The organism is Zobellella sp. DQSA1 (assembly GCF_041950555.1).
Taxonomy (GTDB): domain Bacteria; phylum Pseudomonadota; class Gammaproteobacteria; order Enterobacterales; family Aeromonadaceae; genus Oceanimonas.
Genome location: NZ_CP169531.1, coordinates 1,004,614 through 1,029,039, shown reverse-complemented (window position 1 = coordinate 1,029,039; position 24,426 = coordinate 1,004,614). Strand labels below are relative to the sequence as shown.

Here is a 24,426-nt window from a genome sequence, read left to right as displayed (position 1 = left end):
CTTATGCTTCCTTCTTCAGGTGCTGGCCAATCAGGTAACGGCACGCCTCGGGCGAGGTCCACCAGGGGAAGTAGTCGGGCGGGTTATCGAAGCCATTGGCAATTCTGGCAGCCAGCCCCGGTGCCTGTTGTGCCGCGCCCAGCAGCTCGAGCAGGTGCGGCTCCGGCGGCCGCAGCATGGTGTTGGTCCAGGTCACCACGTCTTCCGCATAGTTCCAGTAACGCTCGAAGGTCTGTTGCATCCACTCCGGCGTAAAGGGCTCATCGGCGCGGGCGAGAATGGCGTCCAGATACAGCTTGCTGCACTTGGCGGCGTTGTTGGAGCCCTGGCCGGTAATGGGATCATTGACCACCACCGCATCGGCCATGCCGAAGATGCAACGGCCGGACGGCAGCCGGGCCACCGGCTTGCGAATGGTGGGCGGAAAGCGGCCGGCCAGAATACCGTTGTCGTCGGTCAGCTCCAGGTTCCGGCAGCGATCTGCCTGAGCAGGGGCAAAACGCTGTACCAGCTCCAGGCTGCGCTGCAGGTGTTGTGCCGGCGTGGTCACGTCCTGCCAGCAATCCATGGGACCGCCCGGAATACCCTCGAACACCATGATTTCACAGGGGCCATTGACGGTCAGCGCCGGGAACACGAAGTATTCGCCGACCCCGGGCACCAAGTTGAAGGCCACCCGAGAGAAGGACTCGTTAGGCTCCATGCCCTTGACATAGGTCAGGGCCAGGGCCCGCTGCGGCTTGTCGAAGGCGGAACGCTCCGCATCGCGCTCGAACAGCCGCACTATCTCGCCCTTGCCCGCCGCCAGCATCACCAGATCATGGCTGGCGGCCAGCTCTTCCAGGGTCTCGATGCCCGCATCCAGCAGTACCAGTTCCCCGCCTTTCTGCTTGAACACCTCCATCCACTTGGGCATTTTCAGCCGCTGATCCACCGACTGGGCCGGCCGATCCAGCCTGGCCGACCAGTCGATCAGGGTTTTCCCCGCCATTTCGGGGTCCGGCACGGTCAGGCCGATCCCTTCCACCGGGGGGCAGTCCTCTTCCCAGAAGTTCAGCCCCAGATCCCGTTCTGTTTGCAGGGCATTGTTGAACATGCACTGGCTGGACATCACCCGGCCGTTGGCGATCTCTTCCCCGCTGCGGTTGGATACCAGGGTGACCCGATAACCGTGTTCCAGCAGACCGATCGCGGTCTGCAAGCCGGACTGGCCGGCGCCCACAATGGCAATACGTCGTGCCATGACTGTCTCCTTGTCGGTGATTGAGAAATAAAGAACCGGCCGGCTTACTCGGCCAGTCGCGGTATCGCCGGCCGGCTCTGCTCCGGCCCCATGGCCGAATAGCCGCCGTCTACCGCATAATCTGCGCCGGTGACGAAGCCGGCCTCGTCCGAACAGAGGAAGCACACCACATTGGCCACTTCCTCCGGTCGGCCCAGCCGACCCAGCAGGTGGTAATCCGCCGCCACCCGGTCCGCCTTGGCGCTGTCTTCACCGCTGAGTTCGGCGATAACCCGGGACCAGGTCCAGCCCGGCGACACCGAGTTCACCCGGATCCGCTCGGGGGCCAGATCCATCGCCATGCAGCGGGTCAGGTGCAGCATGGCGGCCTTGCTGACCGGATAAAGCCAGCGACCGGTCTGGGCCACCCGGGCGGAAATGCTGGTGAAGTTGACCACGGCCCCGCCGCCCCGGCGGCGCATGGCCGGCAAGGCCGCCCGGGTGGCCATGACGGCGCTGACCAGGTTGACGTCCAGTGCCGCCAGCCAGGCGCTTCTGTCCGCCTGCAGGCCGTCGTCCTGGTAGCTGCAGGCGAGGTTGATCAGCAAGTCCACCCCGCCGAAGCGGGTTTCGGTCGCCTCGATGGCCTCGAGCAGCTGTTCATCCCGGGTGATATCCGTGGCCAGGAACAGCACCTGCTCGCCCAGCCGTTCGGCCAGCGCCTCCCCCTGGACCCTGTCCACATCCAGCACCGCCACCCGGGCGCCCCGGGCCACCAGCTTTTCCACCAGCGCCTGGCCGAGCAAGGTGGCCCCGCCGGTCACCACCGCCGTCTTGTTACTGAAATCGTGCATGTCGTCGCTCCCGCTCAGGCCTTGCCTTCGCTTTGTTGCCATCTCGCCATCAGGGTGTTGGACGGCAAGGACTCGTCCAGCAGCTTGGCGGCGCTTTCCCGTCCGGCCACCGGCAAGCCGGTGGGATCCAGCAGGCCGACCTGCACCAGCAGGGAGGCCTGATCCCAGTAGATGTGTTCGTGATAGAGCTTGTCGCCCCGGAACTTCACCACCGCCAGCAAGGGAATTTCCACGTAGCGCCCGGTAGGCGCCACCCCCGGCAGCAGCCAGTCGATTTCGCAGCTGTGGGTAAAGCTGAAGATCAGCTCGTCCACTATCTGGGTGTCACCGATGGTGCGGGAAATGGGCGTCAGCTTGGTGTCAGGCGGGTTGTTGTCGACGAAATGATGCTTATAGAAACGGTAGAGCTGCTTGTAACCCACGCCACCGGTCAGGGTGGGGATATGGTTGACGTAGGGCTCGGCCACCATGGTGGCCATGGTGTCATCGACATTGCGGGTATCGAATTCATACTCGCAGTGCTTGTCCCACAGCGCCGACAGATCGTAGTGCGGGCCGATGGCGCGCCGCAGCGCCGACACCGAGCGTTGGTGGGCCATCAGGGCCGAGGGCTTGTGGTAATGGGGCGAGCCGGCCCGGGCAAAGGCATGATCCACGCCCGGATACAGGTAGAGTTCGGCGGCGCTGTGGTGTTCGAAATGGCGGTAAATCGCCTCCCTGGCCTCGTCCGGACAATATTCGTCCTGGCCGGCAAAGTGCAGCACCAGCCGCCCCCTGATGCCCTCGGCTTCGTGCAGGTGCTGCTCTATGCCCATGCCGTAGTAGCCGATGGCAACGTCCACCTGGCAGCGGCAGGCGGCAAGATAGGCCAGCCGGGCTCCCAGGCAGAAGCCCAGCACGCCGATGCCCCCCGCGACTTCCGGTAGCGCTTTCAGGGTGGCAATGGCGGCCGCAATATCCTCGATGCCTTTATCCTGATCAAACCCCTGGTACAGACCGAAAGCCTGTTCAAATTCTTCTGGGCTATAACCGAGATCAACACCGGGCTGCTGGCGCCAGAACAAATCGGGTGCCAATACCACATAGCCTTCCTCGGCGTAATAATCGGCGATGCCGCGAATATTGGCGTTAACACCGAATATTTCCTGGGCCAGTACCAGGCCGGGACCGGTTCCGGAGGCCGGCACCGCCAGATAACCGGAAAAGTCGCCACAGCCATCCTGAGCACGAATACTTATTGAGCTACCCATCTTGTCTCTCCTTTGCCTCAATGTCGGGGTAGCTACATCCTAATAACAAAGATTCAACAATGCGGGCCGCTCAGCGCCATGACTATCCGGTCAGCGCAGCTATTTGATAGTGCTTTTATGAGGCAAGAAGCGCTGAGAACAATGTTCGCAGTGCCGACATAATGAAGGAGGAGCCATTCTGTGCAGCCGGGATCCACTGCGTGCACAAAAACGCGTGCAATGATCTCCATCAAGGAAAAACCACTTATTTTAACAATATACAAACATGTACAATACAATCTCATCCGCAGGCTCGCGGCGGCACACGCCGACACATCGATAAGGAGGTCCCTGTGTCACCTTTCCCCCCCCGGGGCCCTCGCGGGCTCCAGTGCTGGCTGGACAACCCCGAGCTGTTGCTGCTCTCCTCCCAGGATCCGGCAGAGGTGCAGAACACCATCGCCACCCTGTTCAAGCCCCACCGGCTGCTCATCCCGGATGGCTCCGACCGGCTCGATACCTGCCTGCACAGCATTCCGCTGGGCCAGCTGTCCCTCAACCGGCTCAGCTACGGCAACGAAGTCTGTATCCAGCCCGAACGGCTGGACGACTTCTTTCTGATCCAGATGCCACTCAAGGGATCGGCGCTGATCCATACCGGAACCCAGGACTTCCACTCCCAGGGAGATCGGGGCGTCATCATCAGCCCGACCCTGCCGCTGGACATGATCTGGAGCCAGGACTGCGACCAGTTGATGCTGAGAGTCGACCGGCAGAAGCTGGAGCAGACCTGCAGCAGCTACCTGGGCCGCCCCATCAGAGAACCCCTGGTATTCGAATTGTGCCTGAGCTGGCAATCAGACCTCTGCTGGCACGGCATGATGCAATACCTGACCCAGGTGGTCACCCAGACCGATTATTCTCCTCTGCTTAAAAACCAGCTGGAGCAATTCATTATCCATACCCTGCTGCTCACTCAGTCGCACAACTATTCCCGGGAATTAAATAACAAGGCGGTGTCGGTGGCGCCCCGTCATGTCAAACGGGTGGAGGAATATATCGAGGCCCATGCCGATCAGGATATTACCCCGGCCATGCTGGCGGAGTTGGCCGGCGTGAGTCTGAGAACCCTGTATGCCGGTTTTAAAAACTTCAGGCAGGTTACCCCCATGGAATACCTGAGAAGCATCAGGCTACAGCGGGTACGGGAAGAATTGACTCATGACCAGGGCTCTCGTTCCATTACCGAAATTGCCACTTACTGGGGATTCGGTCATATGGGCAGATTCAGCGCCGAATATAAAAAACTCTTTGGCGAACATCCCAGTGAAACCAGGAAAAATGCCTGAGCTTGAGGTAACACAAGGCGCAAGAACAGCCCGCACCCGGAGTGCGGGCTGTTCGGCCATCACAGCAGCATGGTCACCAGGCTGCCTTTCCAGCTCAGCAGCACCAGGGTCACCAGGGTCGCCAGCAGGAAAGGCAGCAGGGCGCGGAAGATGCTCAGGGGGGAAGCGCCGGTCATGGAGGAGGCGATAAAGAGCCCGGCGCCCACCGGCGGGGTCAGCAGGCCCATCACCAGGGTCAGGCACACCACCACCCCGAACTGATAGGGGCTGATGCCGAACTGCAGCTGGGCGATGGGCAGCAGTATGGGCACCACCAGGATCAGGGCGGCGATGCCGTCGAGCACCATGCCCACCAGCAGCAGTATGCCCACCACCATCAGCAGGAACACGAAGGGATCCGAGGTTTGCTCGGCAATCCAGGCGGCGGCGCTCTGGGGGATCTCCTCGAACACAATCACCCAGCCGAACACCCCGGCGGCCGCGATCAACAGGATCACCATGCCGGAGTTGATGGCGGTACGCTGGAGGATACCGAACAGATGGGAGAACTGCAGATCCTTGTACACGAACCGGCCGATAAGCAGGGCGCCCAGCGATGCCAAGGCCGCCGACTCGGTCGGGGTGGCCAGGCCGGTGAGGATACCGCCGATGATCAGCACCGGGATCAATCCTGCCGGCAGCCCCATCAGCAGGTATTCCAGGGCCTGCTTGCGGCTGGGCCACTCCCCTTTCGGGTACTGGTGGACCAGTCCCATCAGGCTGATGACCAGGAAAAACAAGAACGACATGATCAGTCCGGGTATGATGCCGGCGATAAACATCTCGGCGATGGGCACCTGGGCCAGCACCCCGAACAACACGAACAGCATGGACGGGGGAATAATGGGCGACAACAGGCCACCGGCGGCGGTAATGGCCGCCGAAAAGGGCTTGTCGTAGCCTTCCTTCTCCATCGCCGGCACCATGGCCCGGGACATGATGGCGATCTGCGAGGCCGCCGAGCCCATGATGGCGGCCATCATCATGTTGGCCACCAGGTTGATGTAGGCCAGCCCGCCCCGGAAGCCCCCCACCAGGATCCGCGCCAGGTTGATCAGCCGCTTGGTCAGGCCGCCTTCGTTCATCAACTCGCCGGCCAGCATAAAGAGGGGGATGGCCAGCAGGCCGTAACTTTCGATGGCCCCGAACAGCTGCTGGGGATAAGACTCGAACAGCACGGCATTGCCGGATGAGCCGATATACCAGATGGCGGTGAGCGCCAATACCAGGGCGATGGGCACGGCGGTAAACAGCAGTACCAGGAATACAACCAGGGTCATGTGGGCTCTCCCGTCATCTTCTGTTGCGAGCCGCTCAGGCTGTCAAGCAGGTTGAGCAGGGCATGAATTCCCAAAGACAGGGAAAAAACGGGCAGCACCAGCCAGACCCAGAACTTCTTGATGCCCAGGGTGTTGGTGTTTTCCGCATACATAAAATTGAAGGTTTCCGACTGAAAGGCCTGAAAATCAAACCCCGCCTGCATCAGGGCCAGGGGACTGTACCAACGCCAGCACAGCACGAAGAGGATCAGGGCAAAGCCCAGGATCATCACATCACTGAACACCGTCAGCCAGCGCCGCAGGGCGACCGGCAGCAGGTCGGTGAGGATGGTAACGGAAACACCCCGGCGCTTTTTCAAGACCGCCGAGGTGCTGATAAAGGTCATCCATACCATGCAATAGATGGCCAGCTCGTCCACCCAGTAAATCGCCTGCCCCATGGCCCGGGTGACGATATTGAGCAGCACCAGCAAGGTGACGGTCCCGGCCAGCAAGGCCGCGACCACCATCTCCGCCGATGCTACCCTATCCGATATGCGCTTAAGCATTACTCCACTCTCCCCGGCCCCGGCATGGTATGCCGGGGCTCTCCTTGTTACGAATCGGCTCAGCTACCCTTGATATCCTGGGCAGCCTGGCGCAGTCCATCCAGCCCCTTGGCTTTCTTGGACCAGGTGGCTTCCCAACGCTGAATGGCGTCGGTAAAGGTGGCGCGATCCGCTTCGACGATCTGGATGTTCAGATCACGCAGCTGCTGCTCCTGATCCCGCTCCTGTTGCTGGAACTGATCGATCACCTTGTCCAGTTGGGCCTTCATCAGGGTCTGGATCAGCGCCTTGTCGTCATCGCTCAGCTCGCGCCACACCCGGCCGGACACCACGCCCACCATGGGGAACATCATGTGGTTGGACAGCAGCAGGTGGTTGGCCCGCTCGTAGAATTTCAGCACCAGGATGGAGTCGAAATCCATGTCGATGGCGTCGACCTGGCCGTTGGCCAGGGCGTCGTACACGCCGGGCAGGGGCAGCGGGGTAGGCGCCGATCCCAGGGCGGTATAGAAGTCACGGATGGGCTCGAAGGGGGTGATCCGCAGCTTCTTGCCGCGCAGATCCTCGGGGCCTTCCACCTGTGCCCGGCTCAGCACCTGGCGCATACCGGCCATGCCGTAACCGATGCCCACCACGCCGACGCTGCCGGGCAGTTGATCCAGCAGCTGGGAAGCCGCATCGGAGCGCAACAAGGCGGCGGCCTGATCGATATCATCCACCAGGTAGGGGGCATAGAGGGCGCCGAAGTCGGGTACCCGGTTGGAGATCTCGGCGATGGTCAGGAAGGCCATGTCCAGGGCGCCGGTTTGCAGCTGTTGCACCATCTGGGCTTCGTTGCCCAACTGCTGGGAGGGAAACACGGACACCCGGTGCTGGCCATGGGACTGGTCGCGCAGTTCCTGGGCGAAGTCGGTGGCGGCCAGGGTCCAGATATGGGCCGGCGGGGTAATGAGGCCCAGGCGGAAGTCCCGGGCCTGGGCGGTGAAGGAACCCAGTGCCAGGCCGGCGGCCGCTACCAGGGTGAGTGCTGTTTTGAATCTGGTCATGTTCAACTCCATTATGATGTTATTCAGTCCGTTTATGACTCACAGTTGCTTCTTCAGGGGGCCGGGCCTGCCGGCCCCCACGAGGAACTCAGCTAAAGCGCACCGAGGCGCTGCCGATGCCGCCGACGGACACCGTCATATGGTCCCCCGCCTGCACCGGCTCCAGCGGTACCAGCGCACCCGACAGGATAACCTCCCCCGCCTTCAGCCCGATGCCGCGCTTCCCTAAGGTGTTGGCCAACCAGGCCACGCAGTTCACCGGGCTGCCCAGGGCCGCCGCCCCGGCACCGGTGCTGATGATAGCACCGTTCTTTTCCACCACCATGCCGCAGCTGGCCAGGTCGAGCTTGCGCGGGCTCACCGCGGTGTCGCCCAGCACGAACACCCCGCAAGAGGCGTTGTCGGCAATGGTGTCCTGGATTTTTATCTGCCAGTTTTCGATGCGCGAGTCCACCACCTCGAAGCAGGGCAGCAGGCACTCGGTGGCGGCCAGCACGTCGGCGGCGGTGACCCCCGGTCCCATCAGGTCGCGCTTGAGGATAAAGGCGATTTCGCCCTCGGCCCGCGGCTGGATAAGCTGCTCGCTGATGGGCACGTCCTGACCCTGGCTGTACACCATGGCGTCGGTGAGGAAGCCGAAGTCCGGCTGGTCCACCTTGAGCATGGTCTGCACCGCCCGGGAGGTGAGCCCGATTTTCTTGCCGATGACCCGCTCGCCGTCGGCCAGGCGGCGGTCGAGCAGGTGCAGCGAGATGTGATAGGCATCGTCGATGCTGATGTCGGCGGCGCGGCCGGTGAGTGGCGCCAGGGTCTCGCGCTGGCGCAGGGCCCGGTAGAGCTCGTCGCCGTACTGGATAATCTGTTGCTGGTTCATACGTCCCCCTTACAACTTGATGCAGATGTTCTTCAGCTCGGTGTAGAACTCCAGGCCGTGCACCCCGCCCTCCCGGCCGATGCCGGACTGCTTGGCGCCGCCGAAGGCGGTGCGCAGGTCACGCAGGAACCAGCTGTTCACCCACACGATGCCCGCTTCCATCTGCTCCGCCACCCGCAGCGCCCGGCTGCTGCTCTCGGTCCAGATGGCCGCCGCCAGGCCATAGTCGGTGTCGTTGGCCAGGGCGATGACTTCCTCTTCGCTGTCGAACGGCCGGATGTGGCAGCAGGGCCCGAAGATTTCCTCGCGAATGACCCGGGCGTCGTCGCTCAGGCCGGTCCAGATGGTCGGCTCGACCCAGGCACCGTCGTTCAGCTCGGGCCCCATGTCCGGGATGCCGCCGCCGATTTCCACGGTGGCGCCTTCTTCCACCGCCAGCCGGTAGTAGGACAGCACCTTGTCCCGGTGCTCCTGGCTCACCAGCGGGCCGAAGTTGGCCTGCGGGTCTTGCGGCCGGCCCAGTTTCAGCTTGGCCACCTCTTCCTTCATCCGCGCCAGGAAGGCGTCGAACACGGGCCGCTCCACGTACACCCGCTCGGTGCCCAGGCACACCTGGCCGCCGTTGACGAAGGCCGAGCGCATGGTGCCCTCCACCGCCTTCTCCAGGTCGCAGTCGGCGAACACGATGCCGGGGTTCTTGCCGCCGCACTCCAGCGAGATATTGCGCAGGCCCACGGCGGCGGCCTTCATGATGGCCTCGCCGGTGCGGGTCTCGCCGGTGAAGGTGATGGCGTCCACCAGCGGGTGGCTGGTGAGGAATTCACCGGCGGAGTCGGGGCCGAAGCCGTGCACCACGTTGAACACCCCGGGCGGCACCCCGCACTCGTTCATCACCTCCCCCAGCAGGGTGGTGGTGGCGGGGGTTTCTTCCGAGGGCTTAACCACCACGGTGTTGCCGCAGGCCAGGGCCGGGCCCACCTTCCAGGTCATCAGCAGCAGCGGCAGGTTCCAGGGGGAGATAACGGCGATGACCCCCTTGGGGCTGCGGTGGCCGACGTTGAGCGCGCCCAAACCGTCCGGGGTGTCCAGGCGGAAGCCCTCGGTGGGGTGGTTGGCCAGGGTCTCGGCGAAGGCGGTGAAGTTGGCGGCGCCGCGCGGGATGTCGATGTGGCTGGCGATGCGGTAGGGCTTGCCGGTGTCGCGGCACTCGGCCGCGAGGAATTCGTCGAAGCGTTCGTTGATGCGGTCGGCGACCTTGTGCAGCAGGGCGGTGCGCTGGGCCTGGGTGAGTTGGCCCCAGGGGCCCTTCAGCGCGGCCTTGGCGGCCTTGACCGCGGCGTCGACCTCGTCGCGCCCGGCCTCGTGCACCCGGCCGATAAGGCTGTTGTCCACCGGGCAGCGGTTGTCGAAGGTCTTGCCGCTGCGGGAGGCGACGTACTCGCCGTTGATAAAGTGCTTGAATTCGTTCATGGTGTTGCTCTCGTCATGGGTTGCCCCGGCGCCCGGGGCCTGGACTCCCGCCTGCGCGGGAGTGACAGTATGTTGCGGTGCGCTGCTCGCTGTTTACTTCCTGCTTCCGGCTCAGGTCAGCACGGTCAGGAAGCGTTCGTTCAGCTGGCGGTCGTGGTAGAAGATGGCCTTGCCCAGCTTGTCCGCGTCCCAGGTGATGGGCGGGTGGTCCGGGTAGAAGGCGTCGCCGCCGCAGAACACCTCGTTGCGGTTGCCCGAGGGGTCGAAGAAGTAGATGGTCTGGCCGTGGGTGATGCCGTGGCGGGTCGGGCCGATGTCGATGGCGGTGTTGGTCATCGAAATCAGGTCGCCGGCGCGCAGCACGTCTTCCCAGGTTTCCAGGAAGAAGGAGGCATGGTGGAACTTGTTCTTCTCCGCGTGCTTGATAAAGGCCACGTCGTGGGATTTCATCGACACGGTGAGGAACTGGGCCACCCGTTCGCCGTCCGGGGTCAGCACCTGCTCGCACAGGTCGAAGCCGAGCACCTCGTGGAACAGCTTATAGGTGCCGTCCAGGTCGTCGCCGTACAGCAGGCAGTGGTCGAAGCGCTGGGCTTTCATGCCCTGGAGGTCGCGCGGCCAGGCTTCCGGGTTGTGGTTGCCGATGCCGTAGCGGCCGGGCTGGGCCTTGCTGGCGAACAGCTCGAAGTGGTGGCCGGTGGGGGCGACGAAGCGCAGCCGGCGGCCGCAGCCCTTGAGCTCGCCGGCCGGGATTTCCTCCACCGCCACGCCGTAGGCGAGCAGGTCCTGGTGCAGTGTGTCGAGGGTGGCCTCGTCCAGCACCTTGAACGCCATCAAGTCCATGCCGGGCTCGTCGGCCTCGCGCAGCACCACCGAGAACTGGTCCACTTCGGTCCAGCCCTTGAGGTAGACCCGGCCCTGGTCGTCCCGGTCGGTTTCAATCAGGCCGAGCAGGTCCCGGTAGTGGGCCAGGGCGTCATTCATGTTCATCACGCGCAGTTGCACGTGGCCGGGGCGGATTACACCTTTTTTCATCGTCCTTACTCCTTTATCCATGTCCATTGCAAAACCGGGCCGCCGGGGTGTCCGGGCAGGGGGTGGCCAGCTCGATATCCAGGTCGCCCTCGGGCAGCACCTTGCAGGCCAGGGCATAACCCTGCTCGGCCTGCCCGGGGCCGACGTAGCGGCGACTCATGCATTGCCGTTGGTAGGGGCCCTGCAGGATGCGCACCCGGCACAGGCCGCAGCCACCGCCGCGGCAGCCCACCGGCACCGGCCGCTGGAGCCCGGTTTCGGCCCCGGCGAGCAGGCTTTGCCCGGGGGTGACCCGGAACTGCTCGCAGGGCTTGTCCGGGTGGTGCAGGGTGATGGTGTAGTGGCGCATCCTGGCCTCCTGTGAATTGCTTGCTATCGGGCTCGTAGTCAGTGTCCGGGGCTGGCGGGTTCAGCACGCCGACTCGCCGTAAACCCCTCCCTGGGGGCTCGACGGCGCCATCCCTGGCGCCAACGGTCGGCTTAGCTGAGCCCGCCATCCCCTCCCCATAAGTGGGGTGACAATCGCGGCTAACGGCCCAGCGCCTTGGCCGACTGGCCGCCGATACCGAAGTGCTGCTTGGGCAGCTCGTTAATCAGCACCCGCACCGACTCCCGCGGCGCATCCAGCGCCCGTACCAGGGCGGCGGTCACTTCCTCGATAACCGCTTCCTTCTGGGCGTCGCTGCGCCCTTCCATCATGTTCACCTGTACTATCGGCATGGCGGCGTCTCCTTATGTGGCTCTGTTGTTTGTCACGTTATCGCGCTGTCAGGCGGTCGCGGCGGCGGTTACACCACCCGCCCGCTGAGGCTGCCCAGCCCCTGGTAGTGCACCACAAAGCTGTCGCCCTTCTGCACCGGCACCGCCGCGGTGATGGCGCCAATCATGATGAAGCTGCCCGCCGGAATGACCTCGCCGCGCTCGGCCAGCATGTTGGCCAGCATCGCCACCGAGGCCGCCGGGTGGCCCAGCACCGCCGCGCCCGCGCCGGTCTGCACCACTTCGCCGTTGACTTCCATCACCACGCCCAGGGTCTTCAGGTCCAGCTCGCTCGCCTCGGCCATGCGCCCGCCGGTGATAAAACGGCTGGAGCTGGAGTTGTCGGCAATCACGCTCTTCAGGTCGAACTTGAAGTCCTGGTAGCGGGAGTCGATGACTTCCACCGCCGGCAGCACGAAGTCGGTGGCGCGCAGCACGTCGCCGATGTGGCAACCCGGGCCCTTCAGCTCCTGCTTGGTGACGAACGCCAGCTCGGCTTCAATCTTGGGGTGGATAAGCTCATCGAACTTGATGTCGCCACCGTCCGGCACGCTGAAGTAGTCGGCCAGGAAGCCGTAGCAGGGATGCTCCACCCCCATCTGCGCCATCTTGGCCCAGGAGGTCAGGCCCATCTTCATGCCCACTATCTTGGTGCCCCTGGCTTCCTTGCGGCGGCGGATTTCCCACTGGATGTCGAACGCATCCTGGTAGCTCATCTCGGGGTAGTCGTCGGTGATTTTGGTCACCTCATAGGCCTCGAGCTCGGCGGTTTCCAGGTGCTCGGCCAGGTGTTCAATCTGTGCTTGGGTCAGCTTGCTCATCACTTCAGTCCTTGTTGTTTGGCCAGGGTCAGGGCCAGATCTTCAATCATGTCTTCCTGGCCGCCGACGGTACCGCGACGACCCAGCTCCACCAGGATGTCGCGGGCGGAGACGCCGTACTTGGCCTCGGCCTGCTTCGCAAACAGCAGGAAGGAGGAGTACACCCCGGCGTAGCCCAGGGTCAGCGCATCCCGGTCGACGCGGATGGGCTGGTCCATCATCGGCACCACCAAGTCTTCGGCCACGTCCATAATCCGGTACAGGTCGATGCCGGTGTCGGCGCCCAGCCGGTCGAGCACCGCGCACAGCACTTCCAGCGGGGTGTTGCCGGCGCCGGCGCCCAGGCCCGCCACCGAGCCGTCGATGCGCACGGCACCGGCCTCGAGAGCCGCCAGGGAGTTGGCCACCGCCATGCCCATGTTGTGGTGGCCGTGGAAACCCAACTCCACCGCCGCCGGCAGCTCGGCGCGCAGCAGCCCCAGGCGGGCGGTCACGTCATCGGGCAGCATGTAGCCGGCGGAGTCGGTGACGTAGATGCAGTTGGCACCGTAGTCGACCATCAGCCGGGCCTGCTCCAGGATGTTCTCCGGGCTGGCCATGTGCGCCATCATCAGGAAGCCGACGGTGTCCATGCCCAGCTTGGCGGCCAGGCCGATGTGTTGCTGGGACACGTCCGCCTCGGTGCAGTGGGTGGCCACCCGGATGGTGCTCACGCCGAGGTCCCGGGCCATGCGCAGGTGGTCGACGGTGCCGATGCCGGGCAGCAGCAGCGCCGACACCCTGGCCTGCTTCATCTGCGGCACCACCGCCTTGAGGTAGTCCTCGTCGGCATGGGCGGGGAAGCCGTAGTTGACCGAGGCGCCGCCCAGGCCGTCGCCGTGGGTCACTTCAATCAGCGGCATGCCGGCCTGGTCCAGGCCGGTGGCGATGGCCACCATCTGCTCGAGGGAAATCTGGTGACGCTTGGCGTGCATGCCGTCGCGCAGGCTCATGTCGTGCAGCACGACCTTCTTGTTGTTCAGGTTCATCTCGCTTGTCTCCTTAGCCCCGGGCCGGCAGTTGAATGGCGCCGCTGGCCGCTTCTTCGGCGAACAGCTCGGCGGTGCGCAGGGCGGCGGCGGTCATGATGTCCAGGTTGCCGGCATAGGTGGGCAGGAAATCGCCCAGGCCGGCCACTTCCATGAACATCGACACCTTGTTGCCGTCGAACACCGGGCCGTTGACCAGGGTGTAGCCGGGCACGTACTGGCGCACCTGCTCGACCATGTCCAGCACCGAGCGGGTGATGGCGGCCTGGTCCGGCTCGCCGTCCACCAGGCAGTGCACGGTGTCGCGCATCATCAGCGGCGGCTCGGCCGGGTTGATGATGATGATGGCCTTGCCCTGGCGGGCGCCGCCCACCGACTCCACCGCGCCGGCGGTGGTGCGGGTGAACTCGTCGATGTTCTGGCGGGTGCCGGGGCCGACCGAGCGGGAGGCGACGGTGGCGATGATTTCGCCGTAGGCGACCGGCTGCACCCGGGACACGGCGGCGACCATGGGGATGGTGGCCTGGCCGCCGCAGGTGACCATGTTGACGTTCATCTCGAGCGTTTCGGCGTGCTGCTTGAGGTTGACCGGCGGCACGCAGAAGGGGCCGACGGCGGCGGGGGTGAGGTCAATCATGATGACCCCCAGTTCGTTGAGCTTGCGGCTGTTCTCGGCGTGGACATAGGCCGAGGTGGCATCGAAGGCGATGCGGATATCGTCCGCCAGCACGTGGGGCAGCAGGCCGTCGACGCCGGTGTCGCAGGTCTTGATGCCCATCTCGCGGGCGCGCTTGAGGCCCTCGGAGCCGGGGTCGATGCCGACCATCCAGACCGGCTCAATCCAGTCGGAGCGCAGCATCTTCATCAGCAGGTCGGTGCCGATGTTGCCCGGGCCTATGATGGCCGCCTTGAGTTTTTTCATTGATACATCTCCAGAATACGTGGTGACCGTCGAGCCGGATCAGCTGGACACGAATTTTTCGAAATAGAGCCGGTGTTCGGCCACGGGGCTGGCTTCCAGCCAGGTCTGGGTGGCGTCAATCATCGGCGGCGGGCCGCACAGGTAGGCATCGAAGGGCTGCTGCAAAAAGTCCTGGTCGAACAGATCGCACACCACGCCGCGCTTGCCCTGCCAGTGCTCGGAGGGCTTCATCACGATGACCTCGTAATCGAAGTCGGCCAGTTGCTCCTTGAAGGAGTCCAGCCGCTCCAGCTCGCTCAGATCCTGATCCTGGGTCACGCCGTAGCACAGGCGAATGGCGTGCGGGCAATCGCCCCTGGCCACCAGCCGCTCCAGCATACTGAGGAAGGCAGACAGGCCGGTGCCACCGGCCACCATCAGCAGGGGCCGCTCCACTTCCCGCAGGTAGAAAGAGCCCATGGGGGCCTCGAAGCGGATGGCGTCGCCCACCCGGCAACGCTGGCGCAGGTAGTCGCTCATCACCCCGCTCGGCAGCAGCCGGATCAGGAATCGAACAAAGCCTTCTTCCGTCGAGTGGTTGGCAAAAGAGTATGCCCGCCACTCGTCCGTGCCCGGCACCTGGACCCGCGCATACTGGCCGGGCAGGTACTTGAGGCGGCCGCCCTCGCCTTCCAGCTTGATCTCGATAAGGGCGGCGGCGTCCGATACCTGCTTGAAGGCACTGACGGTGCCCTCGAACAGCTCGGTCGACACACTGCACAGGGTCGAGTCCACATCGAAGTAGAAGGAACCGGAAGAGGTCAGCCGGGTCTGGCAGGCCAGGATATGGCCAGCCGCGAGTTCCTTTTCACTCAGGGCTTCGTCATCCACATACTCCAGTTCAACCTCGCCGGATTCACAGCGTCCGCGGCAGGTGGCGCAGACCCCTTCCCGGCAGTCGACCGGCAGGTTGACGCCCTGGCGCAGGGCGGCGTCCATCAGCAGTTCGTTTTGCTTCACTTCGATAAAGCGAGTGTTTCCATCACGGAATACGATGGCGGCAGAATAAGACATAACAACCTCGGCCCAGTTAGACGTGGTAAAAATCCAGCACCGAATCAATCTTGTCGTTCAGCAAGATGGACTGCTTGTAGGTGATCTTCCAGTCGTCCCCTTCCTGGCGCAGCCGGTAATGGGCGGTGCCGAAGAAGTGGTGGCTCTCACCGAAACGGTAGTAATGGGTGACCCAGTTCACCTTCACCAGGAACAGGCCGTCTCCGTCCTGCCGGTAACGCAGGTTGTTGACCAGATGCAGGGTACGCGGCATGGGGGTACAGGCCGCCGACTTGCCGGTGCGGATGCGGAACACCCGGTCTTCGATCCCCCCCCGGTTGGGGTAATACATCAGCGACATTTCCCGCTTGGGATCCTGGGTGTAGCTGTGCTCGCTGTCCCACTGAGGAATATGAAATTCACATTCGGGAGCGAACTGCTCCAGGTAGTTGTCCCAGTCCTGGTTGTCGCAGAACTCGGCAACCCGGTAAAAAAACTGCTCGAGTGACTGTTGATGTTCCATGGTTTACACCTCCTCCTGACTTACCTTCTTCTTCAGTCCTTCCCGCATCATCTGCTGCCAGGCACCGTGCTGGTTCACATAGAGCCCTTCATGGGTGAACTCGACCCCGGTGATCGCCGGCTGAATGCCCAGTACCTTGCTGTTGGGGGTCTCACCGTATTGCCAGGTCTCGTAACCCCGGGAAATATCGCTCCAGGGAGAGAGTCGGGCCTCGAAACCACGCTGGGATTCCTTGAATTCCACCAGGTCGTCGGGGGTGCCCATACCGGACACGTTGAAGAAATCCTCGAACTGGCGGATGCGGTTTTCCCGATCTGCGTCCGACTCGCCCTTCACGCCCAGGCAGAGGCTGATCACCTCGGTCTTGTTCCAGGCCACCGGGCGGATGATGCGCAGCTGGGAGCTGATCTGATCCATGAAGAACAGACTGGGGTAGATGTTCAGGTTGCGCAGCCGGTGCATGGTCCACCTGGCGCGCTCTTCCGGCAGTTGCTCCAGCAGGCGCGGCATTACCGCCTGGTAACCGGGGCGAACCTGGGGATTGGGCATGTCGCTGAACAGCAGGCTGTGGCCATGGCGGAAGGAAAACCAGCCGTCGTCGGTGTCCTTGTCGCCTGCACCCAGCTTGCTGTAGTCCAGGGTATCGCCGCTGGCGCCCTGTTTCTGGGCTTCCAGCTCGCGGCGGTGCTGCACGGTGCTGACGTAGTTGTAATGCACGGTGCTGACATGGTAGCCGTCCAGGCCGTTTTCGTTCTGCAGCTTCCAGTTGCCGTTGAAGGTATAGGTGGACTGGCCGGGCAGCACTTCCAGTTCACCGGTGGCGGACTGCTCCACCATCATGTCGAAGAACAACCGGGTGTCGCCAAGAAAGTCTTCCAGGCTCAGATCGGACTCCAGATCCAGGCTGATAAAGACGAAGCCCTTGTAGCTGGCGATGCGCGCCTGACGCAGGCCACGGCTGGACTTGTCGAAGTCGGCGGGATATTCGCCCGGCGCCTTTACCTTCACCAGCCGGCCGTCGGACTTGTAGCACCAGGCATGGAAGGGGCAGGTAAAGGTGGACTGGTTGCCCTTGCACACCCGGGTCAGGGTCGCGCCCCGGTGCTGACAGGTATTGGCCAGGGCGTGGAGTTCACCCTGGCCGTCGCGGGTGATGATCATCGGCTGGCGGCCGGCCTGCATGGTGATGAAATCGTTGGGATTGGGGATCTGGCTTTCGTGACAGGCAAAGATCCATTGCTTCTCGAAAATCAGCTCCATTTCGAGGTCGAACAGTGCCTTGTCGGTAAAGATGTCCCGGGCGATGCGGAACACCCCATCATCGGGACGAAAATCCAGGCTGCTCTCGATAAATTCTTGCCATTGGGTCAAGCTTCTTTGGGTGGTCATGGGGTCCTCTCCTTTTGAACCTGATTGCCATGACTGCCAATCTAGCGCCTTGGAGAAAGGGAAAATATTCAGTTTCCGGGTTAACGGTATGCAGTTTTTATGGGTCAAAAATGTTAAGGGGCGTGAAACTTCAGGATGCCGGTGTCAGGCGGCGCCCCGTGACCGCCCTTGGTTGACAGCCGGGGGGAAAGGGCACAAGATGCCGCGTAAAACAGATGTTAAAAAATAAAAAATGATTAACTCGTCACGGCCGGATGCTGGTGACGATGAGGCTGGAAGCACTGTCCGAGAGGGAATACCATGAGCCAGTACCACCACAGGGTACAGCGACAATTTCTGGCCGCCGAGCTGAACAGCATCAGCTCGGCCCGCGACTGGATGAGGAGCGTCTGCGGTCCCCACGACCTGGAAATTCTAAAACCCAACGAACTGCTGTTTCGCCACCAGGGTGCCGTGCTGGGCCAGCTATCCTTCGGCATAATCGAATACTCCACCGCCGCCCATGTCAAAACCCAGGATCTGCTGCACAGCTACAGCATCAGCCTGCCGCTGGTCGGCAGCCAGTATATCGAACACAAAAAAGACATGATTGAGTCCAACCCTGAGTTGGGTTTGATCGTCTCCCCGGGCCATCCGGTCAGCCTGATGCTGGCCGCCGACTGCCGTAAACAGCTGGTACGCATCTCCCGCACCGCGGTAGAGCAGAAGCTGGCGTCACTGCTGCACAGGGAGATCAGCAAAGCGGTGATCTTCCAGCCGGGGATCCGGCTGACCGAAGGCATGGGGGACTGGTGGAACACGGTCGCCACCCTGCAGGGCATGCTGCAAAACCAGAGCAGCCTGTTCGACTTTCCCCACGTCTGGGCGTCCTTCCAGGACAGCCTGATCACCGGCCTGCTCTATGCCCAGCCCCACAACTATTCCCGGGAGCTGGAAGACCGGCAGCTCAATCGTCCCGCCTATCTCCATGAACTGGAAGCCATGATGCAGGAAAATCTGGATAAATCGCTGAATTTGTCGGATTTCGAACAACTGGTGGGCATTGGGCGCGAACGGCTGTACAAGGACTTTCATCGGTTCTACGGCTGCTCGCCGGTGGCGCACTTTCGCAACCTGCGCTACGAGGAAGTCCACCGGCGCCTGCGGCAGGCCGATGCCGGGGAAAGCGTCTCCAGCATCGCCATGGACTGCGGCTTCACCCAGTTGGGCCGCTTCGCCAAGGACTACCAGCAGCGCTTTGGCGAGCTGCCCTCGGCCACCTTCGGCAAGGCCAGGCGCTGAGCGCGCGGCTCAGGCCGCCAGGGCCTTGCCCACCAGGCTTTGCACCGGCGGGCTGAGCGGCACCTTGAGGGCCGCGGCGTGGCCCGCTTCCGACATCTTGCCCCAGGTCTTGCGGATGATGTCGATGAGTTTTTCCTCTTCGTGCTTGGTGGCGAAGTCTTCCAGATAATAGTGGATGAACACCAGGCAGATCACGTCTTCCAGGGTTTGCACCTCGTCGTCGCGCTTGAGCTGCTTCTTCAGCAGCAGCGCCTTCACCCGCTCCTGTTCCTCTTCGCCGTAGCCGGCATTTTCCATCAGTTTGGCGGTCAGTTCCCCGTGAAATTTCGCCAGATCGGTGCGCCAGTGCTTGTAGCCGGCCCGGTCCATGGGGTAGTCGGCCCTGGGCACCGTCCAGCGCCGAATGTGCTGGGCCCGGGCGGCGATCTGCAGCAGTTCGGACGCCTCGGGGGCGAAGCGGGCCAACTGCTCGCTCATGCGCAGGCTGTACAGGTATTCCTTGGGCCAGCTCTGGCCGTCGGCCTGCTCCTGGTGGGGGTCCTGGCGGTTTTCCGCGTCGATGGCGTTCAGCACCTGCTGAAGGCGGGAGTCTTGAGTCATGGGGGCGTCCTTATCGTTGGCAAATAACAGTATTGTTGTCGTTAAGCCCGCAATTGCAAAGGACAAATGCCGTTTTCTCTGCTCCACCACTGGCCGGACCATACATAAAGGCCGCACAGCTTTATTGATGCATATCAAATATACCTATAAGATGCGCCGAAAGTTGCACTTCACATATCTATTAAAACGGAGAAGCAAGATGCTGGACGCCCGCACTATCGACATCATCAAGAGCACCATTCCCCTGCTGGAGTCGGCCAACACCGCCCTGACCGAGCACTTCTACCGGCGCATGTTCCGCGACAATCCGGAGCTGAAGGACGTGTTCAACCTGAGCCACCAGGCGTCCGGCCGCCAGCCGGCGGCCCTGTTTTCCGCCGTGCTGGCCTATGCCAAAAATATCGACAACCCGGCGGTGCTGGGTGCGGCGGTGGAGCGCATCGCCCACAAGCACACCGGCTTCGCCATCCAGCCGGCCCAGTACGATATCGTCGGCCACCACCTGCTGGAAACCATTCGGGAGCTGGCCCCGGACGCGGCCACCCCCGAGGTGATCGACGCCTGGGCCCAGGCCTACGGCGTCCTGGCCGGCATCTTCATCGGCCGGGAAGAGCAGCTCTACCGGGCCAACGAGAGCAAAACCGGCGGCTGGCGCGGCACCCGTGCCTTTGTGGTGAAGGAAAAGCAGGCGGAAAGCGAGCAAATCACCAGCTTCCTGCTGGCCCCGGCCGACGGCGGTCCGGTGGCCGACTACCGGCCCGGCCAGTACCTCAGCCTGCATCTGGATGCACCCGAGCTTGTCCACAAGGAATACCGCCAGTATTCCCTGTGCCAGGCCCCCAACGGCCGGGATTACCGCATCGCGGTCAAGCGCGAGCCCGGTGGCACCGCCTCCAACTTCCTGCACGACCGTATTCAGGTAGGAGATACCCTACGGGTACTGCCGCCGGCGGGAGACTTCTTTATGGACGTGGCCGCGGACACCCCGGTGGTGCTGATCTCCGGCGGCGTGGGCCAGACCCCGATGCGCGCCATGCTGGATCAGTTGCTTAGGCAAGGCCACCCGGCCCCCATCCACTGGCTGCACGCCTGCGAGAACGGCACTCAACACGCCTTTGGGAAGGATACCCGGGCGCGCCGCCAGGCCCACGCCAACCTCGACACCCACGTCTGGTACCGCGCCCCGGCTGCCACCGATCTTCCGGCGGAAGATTTTGATGCACTCGGCCTGATGGACCTGCAGGCAGTGAAGGACAGCATTCACCTTGACGACGCCCATTACTACTTCTGCGGTCCCCTGCCCTTTATGGCCATGGTCAAGGAAACCCTGGCCGGCTGGGGCATCGCCGACGAGCGCCTGCACTACGAGATGTTCGGCCCGCACCAGCAGCTCTGAGGGCCCGCCGCCATGCCACTCCCCGTGGCATGGCGGCTTTATCATTTCATCAATCCTTCGCTCGCCACTTCATCATTTCACCAAGTTTTTCCGCTCCCCTTTTCCGACTTCTTCCTAAAAACCCATATAAAACAGCCCATTAATCACCGAGTCATGGTGGCACAGTTGTTGATAAAAGGTTAACGGCACCTTCCGTCACCGTTGGAAGCCAACAGAGCGGAGCCGCGTTGACGGTATCACCTGAACCGACTCGGCCGCCCATTCAACAACAAGGAGAAGTTATGACACTTGCACACGCCACAGTGTTGGGAAAAGAGCGAAAGCATATTGGCGAGCTGGCGGCGGCCACCCTGGCCCTGGCCGCCCTGTCCGGCCCGGCCCTGGCCGCCAACGGCCACTATGTGCCCGGAGTGGAGGGATTAAAGGGCCCGGTGGTGCCGCCCGCCGGCACCTATTACCGGGGTTACCTGGTGCACTACGATTTTGACAAAATCAAGCTGCCCGACGATAACACCCTTTCCGCCAAGGGCAATGTGACCGCCCTGGCCAACCGCTTGATCCACATTACCGAGAAACAGCTGCTCGGCGCCGATTACGGCTTCGAAACCATCATCCCGGTGCAGCGCAACGACTTCGACTTTGCCAACCGCAAGGAATCCGGCGTGGGTGATATCTTTGTCGGTCCCGTGGTGCTGGGCTGGCACGGTCAGCAGTGGGACGCGGTGTTTGCCGCCGGCCTGTGGCTGGATACCGGCGACTACAGCAGCACCGAGCCCACCGCCATCGGCAAGGGTTACAAGAGCACCATGCTGACCCTGGGCGGCACCTATTATCCGGACGCCGACAGGCGCTGGTCGGTCTCGGCCCTGTCCCGCTACGAGATCAAGTCGAAGCAGGACGAGACCGGCATCACCCCAGGTGACAGCTGGCTGGTGGAATGGGGCATAGGCAAGCGATTGGACAACGGCCTGGAGCTGGGCCTGGTCGGCTACGATGCCTGGCAGCTGGAAAACAGCAAGGGCGCGCCGGCCGGCAAGGCGGAGAAGCATGCCCTGGGGGTGGAGGCCGGCTATTTCTGGCCGTCACTGATGCTGGGCCTGAACGCCGCCTACCTCAACGAATACCAGGTGGAGAACGGCCCCAGCGGCGATCTGTTCCGCCTGACCCTGACCAAGGTGTTTTAGGCCCCCAGCTGCTGACAAGCTTCGTTGTTCTCTGTAGTCACTCCCGTGAAGGCGGGAGTCCAGAGTAATATTCCATGGATCTCCCCATATACGGAGATGACAGCAGTTGAGCAGCGATGATATAGGAAAATATCCGGAAAAAGCAGGGAATGGACTTTGTCATCACGCTGGGGAGCCGGCCCGCGCCGGCTCCCCTTATTCCTGCTCCAGCTTTTTCATGCGGTAGGCCAGCGCCGGCCGGGTCAGGCCCAGGATACGGGCCGCCTTGGACACATTGCCGTCGGCGGCCTTGAGGGCATGGCGGATCAGGCTCTGCTCCAGGTTTTCCAGGCTGAAGTCCTCGGTCAGCAGTTGGCCGCACCAGTCATCCGGCTCATCGTCCGCCTCGGTGGCCGTCTCCCGCAGGGAGCCGTCCAGGCGTACCCGGCCCACCGCCGAACCGTCGTCCTTGAAAGCGGGAAAGAAGCTGCATACTTCTATCTCGTTGTTGTTATCGGTGAGGATAATGCCGCGCTCAATCAGGTTTTCCAGTTCGCGGATATTGCCCGGCCAGTCGTACGCCAGCAGGGCTTCGCGAGCCTTGTCGGTCACCCCCAGGATACGCTTGTTGTAAATGGCCTGGTAGCGCTCCAGAAAATGCTGCACCAGCAGCGGTATGTCCTCCTTGCGCTCCCGCAGCGCAGGGATGTACACCGGAAAGATATTCAGCCGATAGAACAAGTCCGCCCGAAAGCGCCCATCCCGTACCGCTTGTTGCAGATCCTCGTTGGTGGCGGTGACCACCCGCACATCGATGCGACGGGTACGCACATCCCCTACCCGCTCCAGCTCACCTTCCTGCAATACCCGCAGCAGGCTGGCCTGGGCCCGGGGCGACAACTCCACCACCTCGTCCAGGAAGATGGTGCCGCCATCGGCCCGCTCAAACTTGCCTTCCCGGCTCTGGGTGGCACCGGTATAGGCCCCCTTCTCCACCCCGAACAGTTCCGCCTCTATCAAGTCCGGCGGTATGCAGGCGCAGTTCACCGCCACGAAGGGCTTGTCGGCCCGGTCGCTGGCAACATGCAGGCCGCGAGCGAACACCTCCTTGCCGACCCCGGTTTCCCCTTGCAGCAACACCGTCACCCGGCTGTTCGAGGCCTTCTGGATAAGCCGGCACACCTGCCTGAAGGCGGATGACTGGCCGATGGAATTAAACACCCTGTAGTCGTCTTCGCTGTCGTCACCCACGCTGTCGCGCAGCTTGACCAGTTCACTCCTGAGCGCGAACAACTCTTCCGCCACCGGGTCCGGCAGCATGAATTTCTCGATTTCGGCCTGGTCTTCCCATTCCTGGGCCGGCTTGCCGATGATGCTGCAGTGCTCGTCGCCCATGGCCACGCAATGCAGTTCCTTGTAGATGATGGTCTGCCCCATGAAATAGCTGGTATAGCCGCTGGCGTAACCGAGCAGGGTCCAGCAGATGGGTTCATCCGCATGGCCGAACTCATGCTGGTGAACGTCCGCCTCGTAGGAGTTGAACCAGTCGAACTCACCGAGGAAGTGGCCCGAATCCATGTCCAGCTCCAGCCGGGTGGGTACCACCTTGACCATCCCCCTGATGCCGTGCATCTGGGGACCGGCCATAAAGCATTCTTCCCGGGCGATATGAGGACGCACCTTGCGGGCAATTTCGGCGTCCTTCATGCCGGAGTGATAGCCGAAGCGCATCAGGAAGCGCTTGGCCCGCTGCACGCCCAGGGTCTCGATCAGTTCCTTGCGCAGCAACCCCATCACGGTGGCATGGATCAGCAGCATGCGCTGCTCGTTGAACCAGATTTTTCCCTGCTCGCCATCGAAACGAATGCCCGCGATCAGGTCACCGGCTTCGGGGATATTCAGGTTTTCAAGATCTCGCATCGGGCCTTTCACTCCCTGTCCATGGCCGCCGTCATCTCCTTTTCAGGGGCATGCCCGGCACTGTGTCTTGCCGGCTAGTGTATGGGCCGCCACTCCTGTTATCAATTGCTTAAATAATTAACACTCAAACAACAAGGTTAATCAAATGCTCAAATTCATCCTCGTCCCCGGTTCCCGGCCCTCGCCATTAAAAAACGAAGAATCAAAAATAAACCATTTAAAATCAAATACATAAATAAAAACACCATCATTTAACCCGGTCTGGCACAGGCGTTGCTCTACCAAGACACAGGTTAACAAAAGGTTACATACCATAAACAAGCTGCAGGAGCTTTCAGGATGAATGCCACCCGGACACAACCAGGGCAAGACATCGCCGCCCCGGCAAGCGAGCTGACCAAATATATCCGTGTGCGAAGCCGCCCGGACGCCCGCTTTGTCGAGTTTGACTTCGCCATCAACGATCCCGGCCTGTTCGTCGAGCTGGTGCTGCCGCGGGACGCCTTCGACACCTTCTGCGCCGTCAATCAGGTGGTGACTATGACCCGGGAGCAAACCGAGGCCATCGACGCCGAGCTGGACAAGTGGCGCTACGGCGAAGAAACCCTGATGAGCCGCAACCGCGACCAGGCCCAGTAACCAATCC

At 62.6% G+C, this 24,426-nt stretch carries 24 protein-coding genes; 5 read left to right on the top strand and 19 right to left on the bottom strand.

Annotated elements, in window-relative coordinates:
• Window position 1: 1 nt before the first annotated feature.
• Genes ACEVBK_RS04960 through ACEVBK_RS04950 form a run of 3 tightly spaced genes read right to left on the bottom strand, consistent with a single transcriptional unit; the run spans window position 2 to window position 3,326 of the window.
• Window positions 2–1,243, bottom strand: coding sequence for a styrene monooxygenase/indole monooxygenase family protein (locus ACEVBK_RS04960; protein WP_375057484.1), 1,242 nt, complete (start codon window positions 1,241–1,243; stop codon window positions 2–4).
• A gap of 44 nt (window positions 1,244–1,287) precedes the next feature.
• Window positions 1,288–2,076: an SDR family oxidoreductase gene (locus tag ACEVBK_RS04955; RefSeq protein ID WP_375057483.1), complete on the bottom strand. Its 789-nt coding sequence runs from the start codon at window positions 2,074–2,076 to the stop codon at window positions 1,288–1,290.
• A gap of 14 nt (window positions 2,077–2,090) precedes the next feature.
• Window positions 2,091–3,326, bottom strand: a complete 1,236-nt coding sequence (locus ACEVBK_RS04950) for a dienelactone hydrolase family protein (protein ID WP_375057481.1) — start codon at window positions 3,324–3,326, stop codon at window positions 2,091–2,093.
• Between the two features lie 332 nt (window positions 3,327–3,658).
• On the opposite strand from ACEVBK_RS04950, the gene ACEVBK_RS04945 reads away from it, so the two are divergent.
• On the top strand, window positions 3,659–4,654 hold the full coding sequence (locus tag ACEVBK_RS04945) for an AraC family transcriptional regulator (RefSeq protein ID WP_375057480.1): 996 nt from the start codon (window positions 3,659–3,661) through the stop codon (window positions 4,652–4,654).
• Window positions 4,655–4,713: 59 nt separating this feature from the next.
• Here ACEVBK_RS04945 and ACEVBK_RS04940 read toward each other — a convergent pair whose 3' ends face one another.
• The 14 genes from ACEVBK_RS04940 to antA form a co-directional block, all read right to left on the bottom strand.
• Window positions 4,714–5,973, bottom strand: a complete 1,260-nt coding sequence (locus ACEVBK_RS04940; protein WP_375057479.1) for a TRAP transporter large permease — start codon at window positions 5,971–5,973, stop codon at window positions 4,714–4,716.
• Entirely contained in the window at window positions 5,970–6,521 is a 552-nt protein-coding gene (locus ACEVBK_RS04935; protein ID WP_375057478.1) for a TRAP transporter small permease, read from the bottom strand. Before ACEVBK_RS04935 ends, ACEVBK_RS04940 begins: the two co-directional genes overlap by 4 nt.
• Window positions 6,522–6,580: 59 nt before the next feature.
• On the bottom strand, window positions 6,581–7,567 hold the full coding sequence (locus tag ACEVBK_RS04930; protein ID WP_375057477.1) for a TRAP transporter substrate-binding protein: 987 nt from the start codon (window positions 7,565–7,567) through the stop codon (window positions 6,581–6,583).
• A gap of 88 nt (window positions 7,568–7,655) precedes the next feature.
• Window positions 7,656–8,441 carry a 2-oxopent-4-enoate hydratase gene (gene dmpE / locus ACEVBK_RS04925; RefSeq protein WP_375057451.1) on the bottom strand — a complete coding sequence of 262 codons (786 nt, stop codon included), beginning with the start codon at window positions 8,439–8,441 and terminating at the stop codon, window positions 7,656–7,658.
• Between the two features lie 9 nt (window positions 8,442–8,450).
• The gene (locus ACEVBK_RS04920) at window positions 8,451–9,911 is read right to left on the bottom strand and encodes a 2-hydroxymuconic semialdehyde dehydrogenase (protein WP_375057452.1); all 1,461 of its coding nucleotides are present in this window, start codon (window positions 9,909–9,911) and stop codon (window positions 8,451–8,453) included.
• A gap of 111 nt (window positions 9,912–10,022) precedes the next feature.
• On the bottom strand, window positions 10,023–10,946 hold the full coding sequence (locus ACEVBK_RS04915; RefSeq protein WP_375057453.1) for a catechol 2,3-dioxygenase: 924 nt from the start codon (window positions 10,944–10,946) through the stop codon (window positions 10,023–10,025).
• Window positions 10,947–10,959: 13 nt separating this feature from the next.
• Window positions 10,960–11,295, bottom strand: a complete 336-nt coding sequence (locus ACEVBK_RS04910; RefSeq protein WP_375057454.1) for a 2Fe-2S iron-sulfur cluster-binding protein — start codon at window positions 11,293–11,295, stop codon at window positions 10,960–10,962.
• Window positions 11,296–11,474: 179 nt separating this feature from the next.
• Window positions 11,475–11,666, bottom strand: a complete 192-nt coding sequence (locus ACEVBK_RS04905) for a 2-hydroxymuconate tautomerase (RefSeq protein WP_375057476.1) — start codon at window positions 11,664–11,666, stop codon at window positions 11,475–11,477.
• A gap of 68 nt (window positions 11,667–11,734) precedes the next feature.
• The gene (dmpH, locus tag ACEVBK_RS04900; protein WP_375057457.1) at window positions 11,735–12,526 is read right to left on the bottom strand and encodes a 2-oxo-3-hexenedioate decarboxylase; all 792 of its coding nucleotides are present in this window, start codon (window positions 12,524–12,526) and stop codon (window positions 11,735–11,737) included.
• Window positions 12,526–13,554: a 4-hydroxy-2-oxovalerate aldolase gene (gene dmpG, locus ACEVBK_RS04895; protein ID WP_375057458.1), complete on the bottom strand. Its 1,029-nt coding sequence runs from the start codon at window positions 13,552–13,554 to the stop codon at window positions 12,526–12,528. The genes dmpH and dmpG overlap by 1 nt, the downstream gene beginning before the upstream one ends.
• 13 nt (window positions 13,555–13,567) lie before the next feature.
• Window positions 13,568–14,476, bottom strand: a complete 909-nt coding sequence (locus tag ACEVBK_RS04890; protein WP_375057459.1) for an acetaldehyde dehydrogenase (acetylating) — start codon at window positions 14,474–14,476, stop codon at window positions 13,568–13,570.
• A 39-nt stretch (window positions 14,477–14,515) separates the two neighbouring features.
• On the bottom strand, window positions 14,516–15,529 hold the full coding sequence (gene antC / locus ACEVBK_RS04885) for an anthranilate 1,2-dioxygenase electron transfer component AntC (protein ID WP_375057475.1): 1,014 nt from the start codon (window positions 15,527–15,529) through the stop codon (window positions 14,516–14,518).
• A 16-nt stretch (window positions 15,530–15,545) separates the two neighbouring features.
• The gene (gene antB / locus ACEVBK_RS04880; RefSeq protein ID WP_375057474.1) at window positions 15,546–16,031 is read right to left on the bottom strand and encodes an anthranilate 1,2-dioxygenase small subunit; all 486 of its coding nucleotides are present in this window, start codon (window positions 16,029–16,031) and stop codon (window positions 15,546–15,548) included.
• A gap of 3 nt (window positions 16,032–16,034) precedes the next feature.
• Complete coding sequence (antA, locus tag ACEVBK_RS04875; protein WP_375057472.1) at window positions 16,035–17,420, bottom strand: anthranilate 1,2-dioxygenase large subunit; 1,386 nt, start codon at window positions 17,418–17,420, stop codon at window positions 16,035–16,037.
• A gap of 300 nt (window positions 17,421–17,720) precedes the next feature.
• On the opposite strand from antA, the gene ACEVBK_RS04870 reads away from it, so the two are divergent.
• Window positions 17,721–18,701 (top strand): AraC family transcriptional regulator, encoded by a 981-nt coding sequence (locus ACEVBK_RS04870; protein WP_375057471.1) that lies wholly within the window; start codon window positions 17,721–17,723, stop codon window positions 18,699–18,701.
• 9 nt (window positions 18,702–18,710) lie between these two features.
• Here ACEVBK_RS04870 and ACEVBK_RS04865 read toward each other — a convergent pair whose 3' ends face one another.
• Window positions 18,711–19,301: a DUF4202 domain-containing protein gene (locus ACEVBK_RS04865; RefSeq protein WP_375057470.1), complete on the bottom strand. Its 591-nt coding sequence runs from the start codon at window positions 19,299–19,301 to the stop codon at window positions 18,711–18,713.
• 199 nt (window positions 19,302–19,500) lie between these two features.
• On the opposite strand from ACEVBK_RS04865, the gene hmpA reads away from it, so the two are divergent.
• Together hmpA and ACEVBK_RS04855 are read left to right on the top strand one after the other, a co-directional pair.
• Window positions 19,501–20,697, top strand: coding sequence for an NO-inducible flavohemoprotein (hmpA, locus tag ACEVBK_RS04860; protein WP_375057469.1), 1,197 nt, complete (start codon window positions 19,501–19,503; stop codon window positions 20,695–20,697).
• Window positions 20,698–20,978: 281 nt separating this feature from the next.
• Window positions 20,979–21,881, top strand: a complete 903-nt coding sequence (locus tag ACEVBK_RS04855) for a transporter (protein WP_375057468.1) — start codon at window positions 20,979–20,981, stop codon at window positions 21,879–21,881.
• A gap of 195 nt (window positions 21,882–22,076) precedes the next feature.
• Here ACEVBK_RS04855 and ACEVBK_RS04850 read toward each other — a convergent pair whose 3' ends face one another.
• Window positions 22,077–23,780 carry a sigma 54-interacting transcriptional regulator gene (locus tag ACEVBK_RS04850; protein ID WP_375057467.1) on the bottom strand — a complete coding sequence of 568 codons (1,704 nt, stop codon included), beginning with the start codon at window positions 23,778–23,780 and terminating at the stop codon, window positions 22,077–22,079.
• Window positions 23,781–24,119: 339 nt separating this feature from the next.
• On the opposite strand from ACEVBK_RS04850, the gene ACEVBK_RS04845 reads away from it, so the two are divergent.
• On the top strand, window positions 24,120–24,419 hold the full coding sequence (locus tag ACEVBK_RS04845; protein WP_375057465.1) for a phenol hydroxylase subunit: 300 nt from the start codon (window positions 24,120–24,122) through the stop codon (window positions 24,417–24,419).
• The last annotated feature ends 7 nt before the right edge of the window (window positions 24,420–24,426 follow it).

Bases quoted from the DNA above. Each gene is read 5' to 3' on its own strand.
- hmpA (WP_375057469.1), top strand. From the start codon at position 19,501: ATGCTGGACGCCCGCACTATCGACATCATCAAGAGCACCATTCCCCTG.
- ACEVBK_RS04910 (WP_375057454.1), bottom strand. From the start codon at position 11,295: ATGCGCCACTACACCATCACCCTGCACCACCCGGACAAGCCCTGCGAG.
- ACEVBK_RS04855 (WP_375057468.1), top strand. From the start codon at position 20,979: ATGACACTTGCACACGCCACAGTGTTGGGAAAAGAGCGAAAGCATATT.
- ACEVBK_RS04960 (WP_375057484.1), bottom strand. From the start codon at position 1,243: ATGGCACGACGTATTGCCATTGTGGGCGCCGGCCAGTCCGGCTTGCAG.
- ACEVBK_RS04950 (WP_375057481.1), bottom strand. From the start codon at position 3,326: ATGGGTAGCTCAATAAGTATTCGTGCTCAGGATGGCTGTGGCGACTTT.
- ACEVBK_RS04890 (WP_375057459.1), bottom strand. From the start codon at position 14,476: ATGAAAAAACTCAAGGCGGCCATCATAGGCCCGGGCAACATCGGCACC.
- ACEVBK_RS04915 (WP_375057453.1), bottom strand. From the start codon at position 10,946: ATGAAAAAAGGTGTAATCCGCCCCGGCCACGTGCAACTGCGCGTGATG.
- ACEVBK_RS04845 (WP_375057465.1), top strand. From the start codon at position 24,120: ATGAATGCCACCCGGACACAACCAGGGCAAGACATCGCCGCCCCGGCA.
- ACEVBK_RS04940 (WP_375057479.1), bottom strand. From the start codon at position 5,973: ATGACCCTGGTTGTATTCCTGGTACTGCTGTTTACCGCCGTGCCCATC.
- ACEVBK_RS04850 (WP_375057467.1), bottom strand. From the start codon at position 23,780: ATGCGAGATCTTGAAAACCTGAATATCCCCGAAGCCGGTGACCTGATC.
- ACEVBK_RS04935 (WP_375057478.1), bottom strand. From the start codon at position 6,521: ATGCTTAAGCGCATATCGGATAGGGTAGCATCGGCGGAGATGGTGGTC.
- ACEVBK_RS04865 (WP_375057470.1), bottom strand. From the start codon at position 19,301: ATGACTCAAGACTCCCGCCTTCAGCAGGTGCTGAACGCCATCGACGCG.
- ACEVBK_RS04905 (WP_375057476.1), bottom strand. From the start codon at position 11,666: ATGCCGATAGTACAGGTGAACATGATGGAAGGGCGCAGCGACGCCCAG.
- ACEVBK_RS04955 (WP_375057483.1), bottom strand. From the start codon at position 2,076: ATGCACGATTTCAGTAACAAGACGGCGGTGGTGACCGGCGGGGCCACC.
- antA (WP_375057472.1), bottom strand. From the start codon at position 17,420: ATGACCACCCAAAGAAGCTTGACCCAATGGCAAGAATTTATCGAGAGC.
- dmpH (WP_375057457.1), bottom strand. From the start codon at position 12,526: ATGAGCAAGCTGACCCAAGCACAGATTGAACACCTGGCCGAGCACCTG.
- antB (WP_375057474.1), bottom strand. From the start codon at position 16,031: ATGGAACATCAACAGTCACTCGAGCAGTTTTTTTACCGGGTTGCCGAG.
- ACEVBK_RS04920 (WP_375057452.1), bottom strand. From the start codon at position 9,911: ATGAACGAATTCAAGCACTTTATCAACGGCGAGTACGTCGCCTCCCGC.
- ACEVBK_RS04930 (WP_375057477.1), bottom strand. From the start codon at position 7,567: ATGACCAGATTCAAAACAGCACTCACCCTGGTAGCGGCCGCCGGCCTG.
- antC (WP_375057475.1), bottom strand. From the start codon at position 15,529: ATGTCTTATTCTGCCGCCATCGTATTCCGTGATGGAAACACTCGCTTT.
- dmpG (WP_375057458.1), bottom strand. From the start codon at position 13,554: ATGAACCTGAACAACAAGAAGGTCGTGCTGCACGACATGAGCCTGCGC.
- dmpE (WP_375057451.1), bottom strand. From the start codon at position 8,441: ATGAACCAGCAACAGATTATCCAGTACGGCGACGAGCTCTACCGGGCC.
- ACEVBK_RS04870 (WP_375057471.1), top strand. From the start codon at position 17,721: ATGAGCCAGTACCACCACAGGGTACAGCGACAATTTCTGGCCGCCGAG.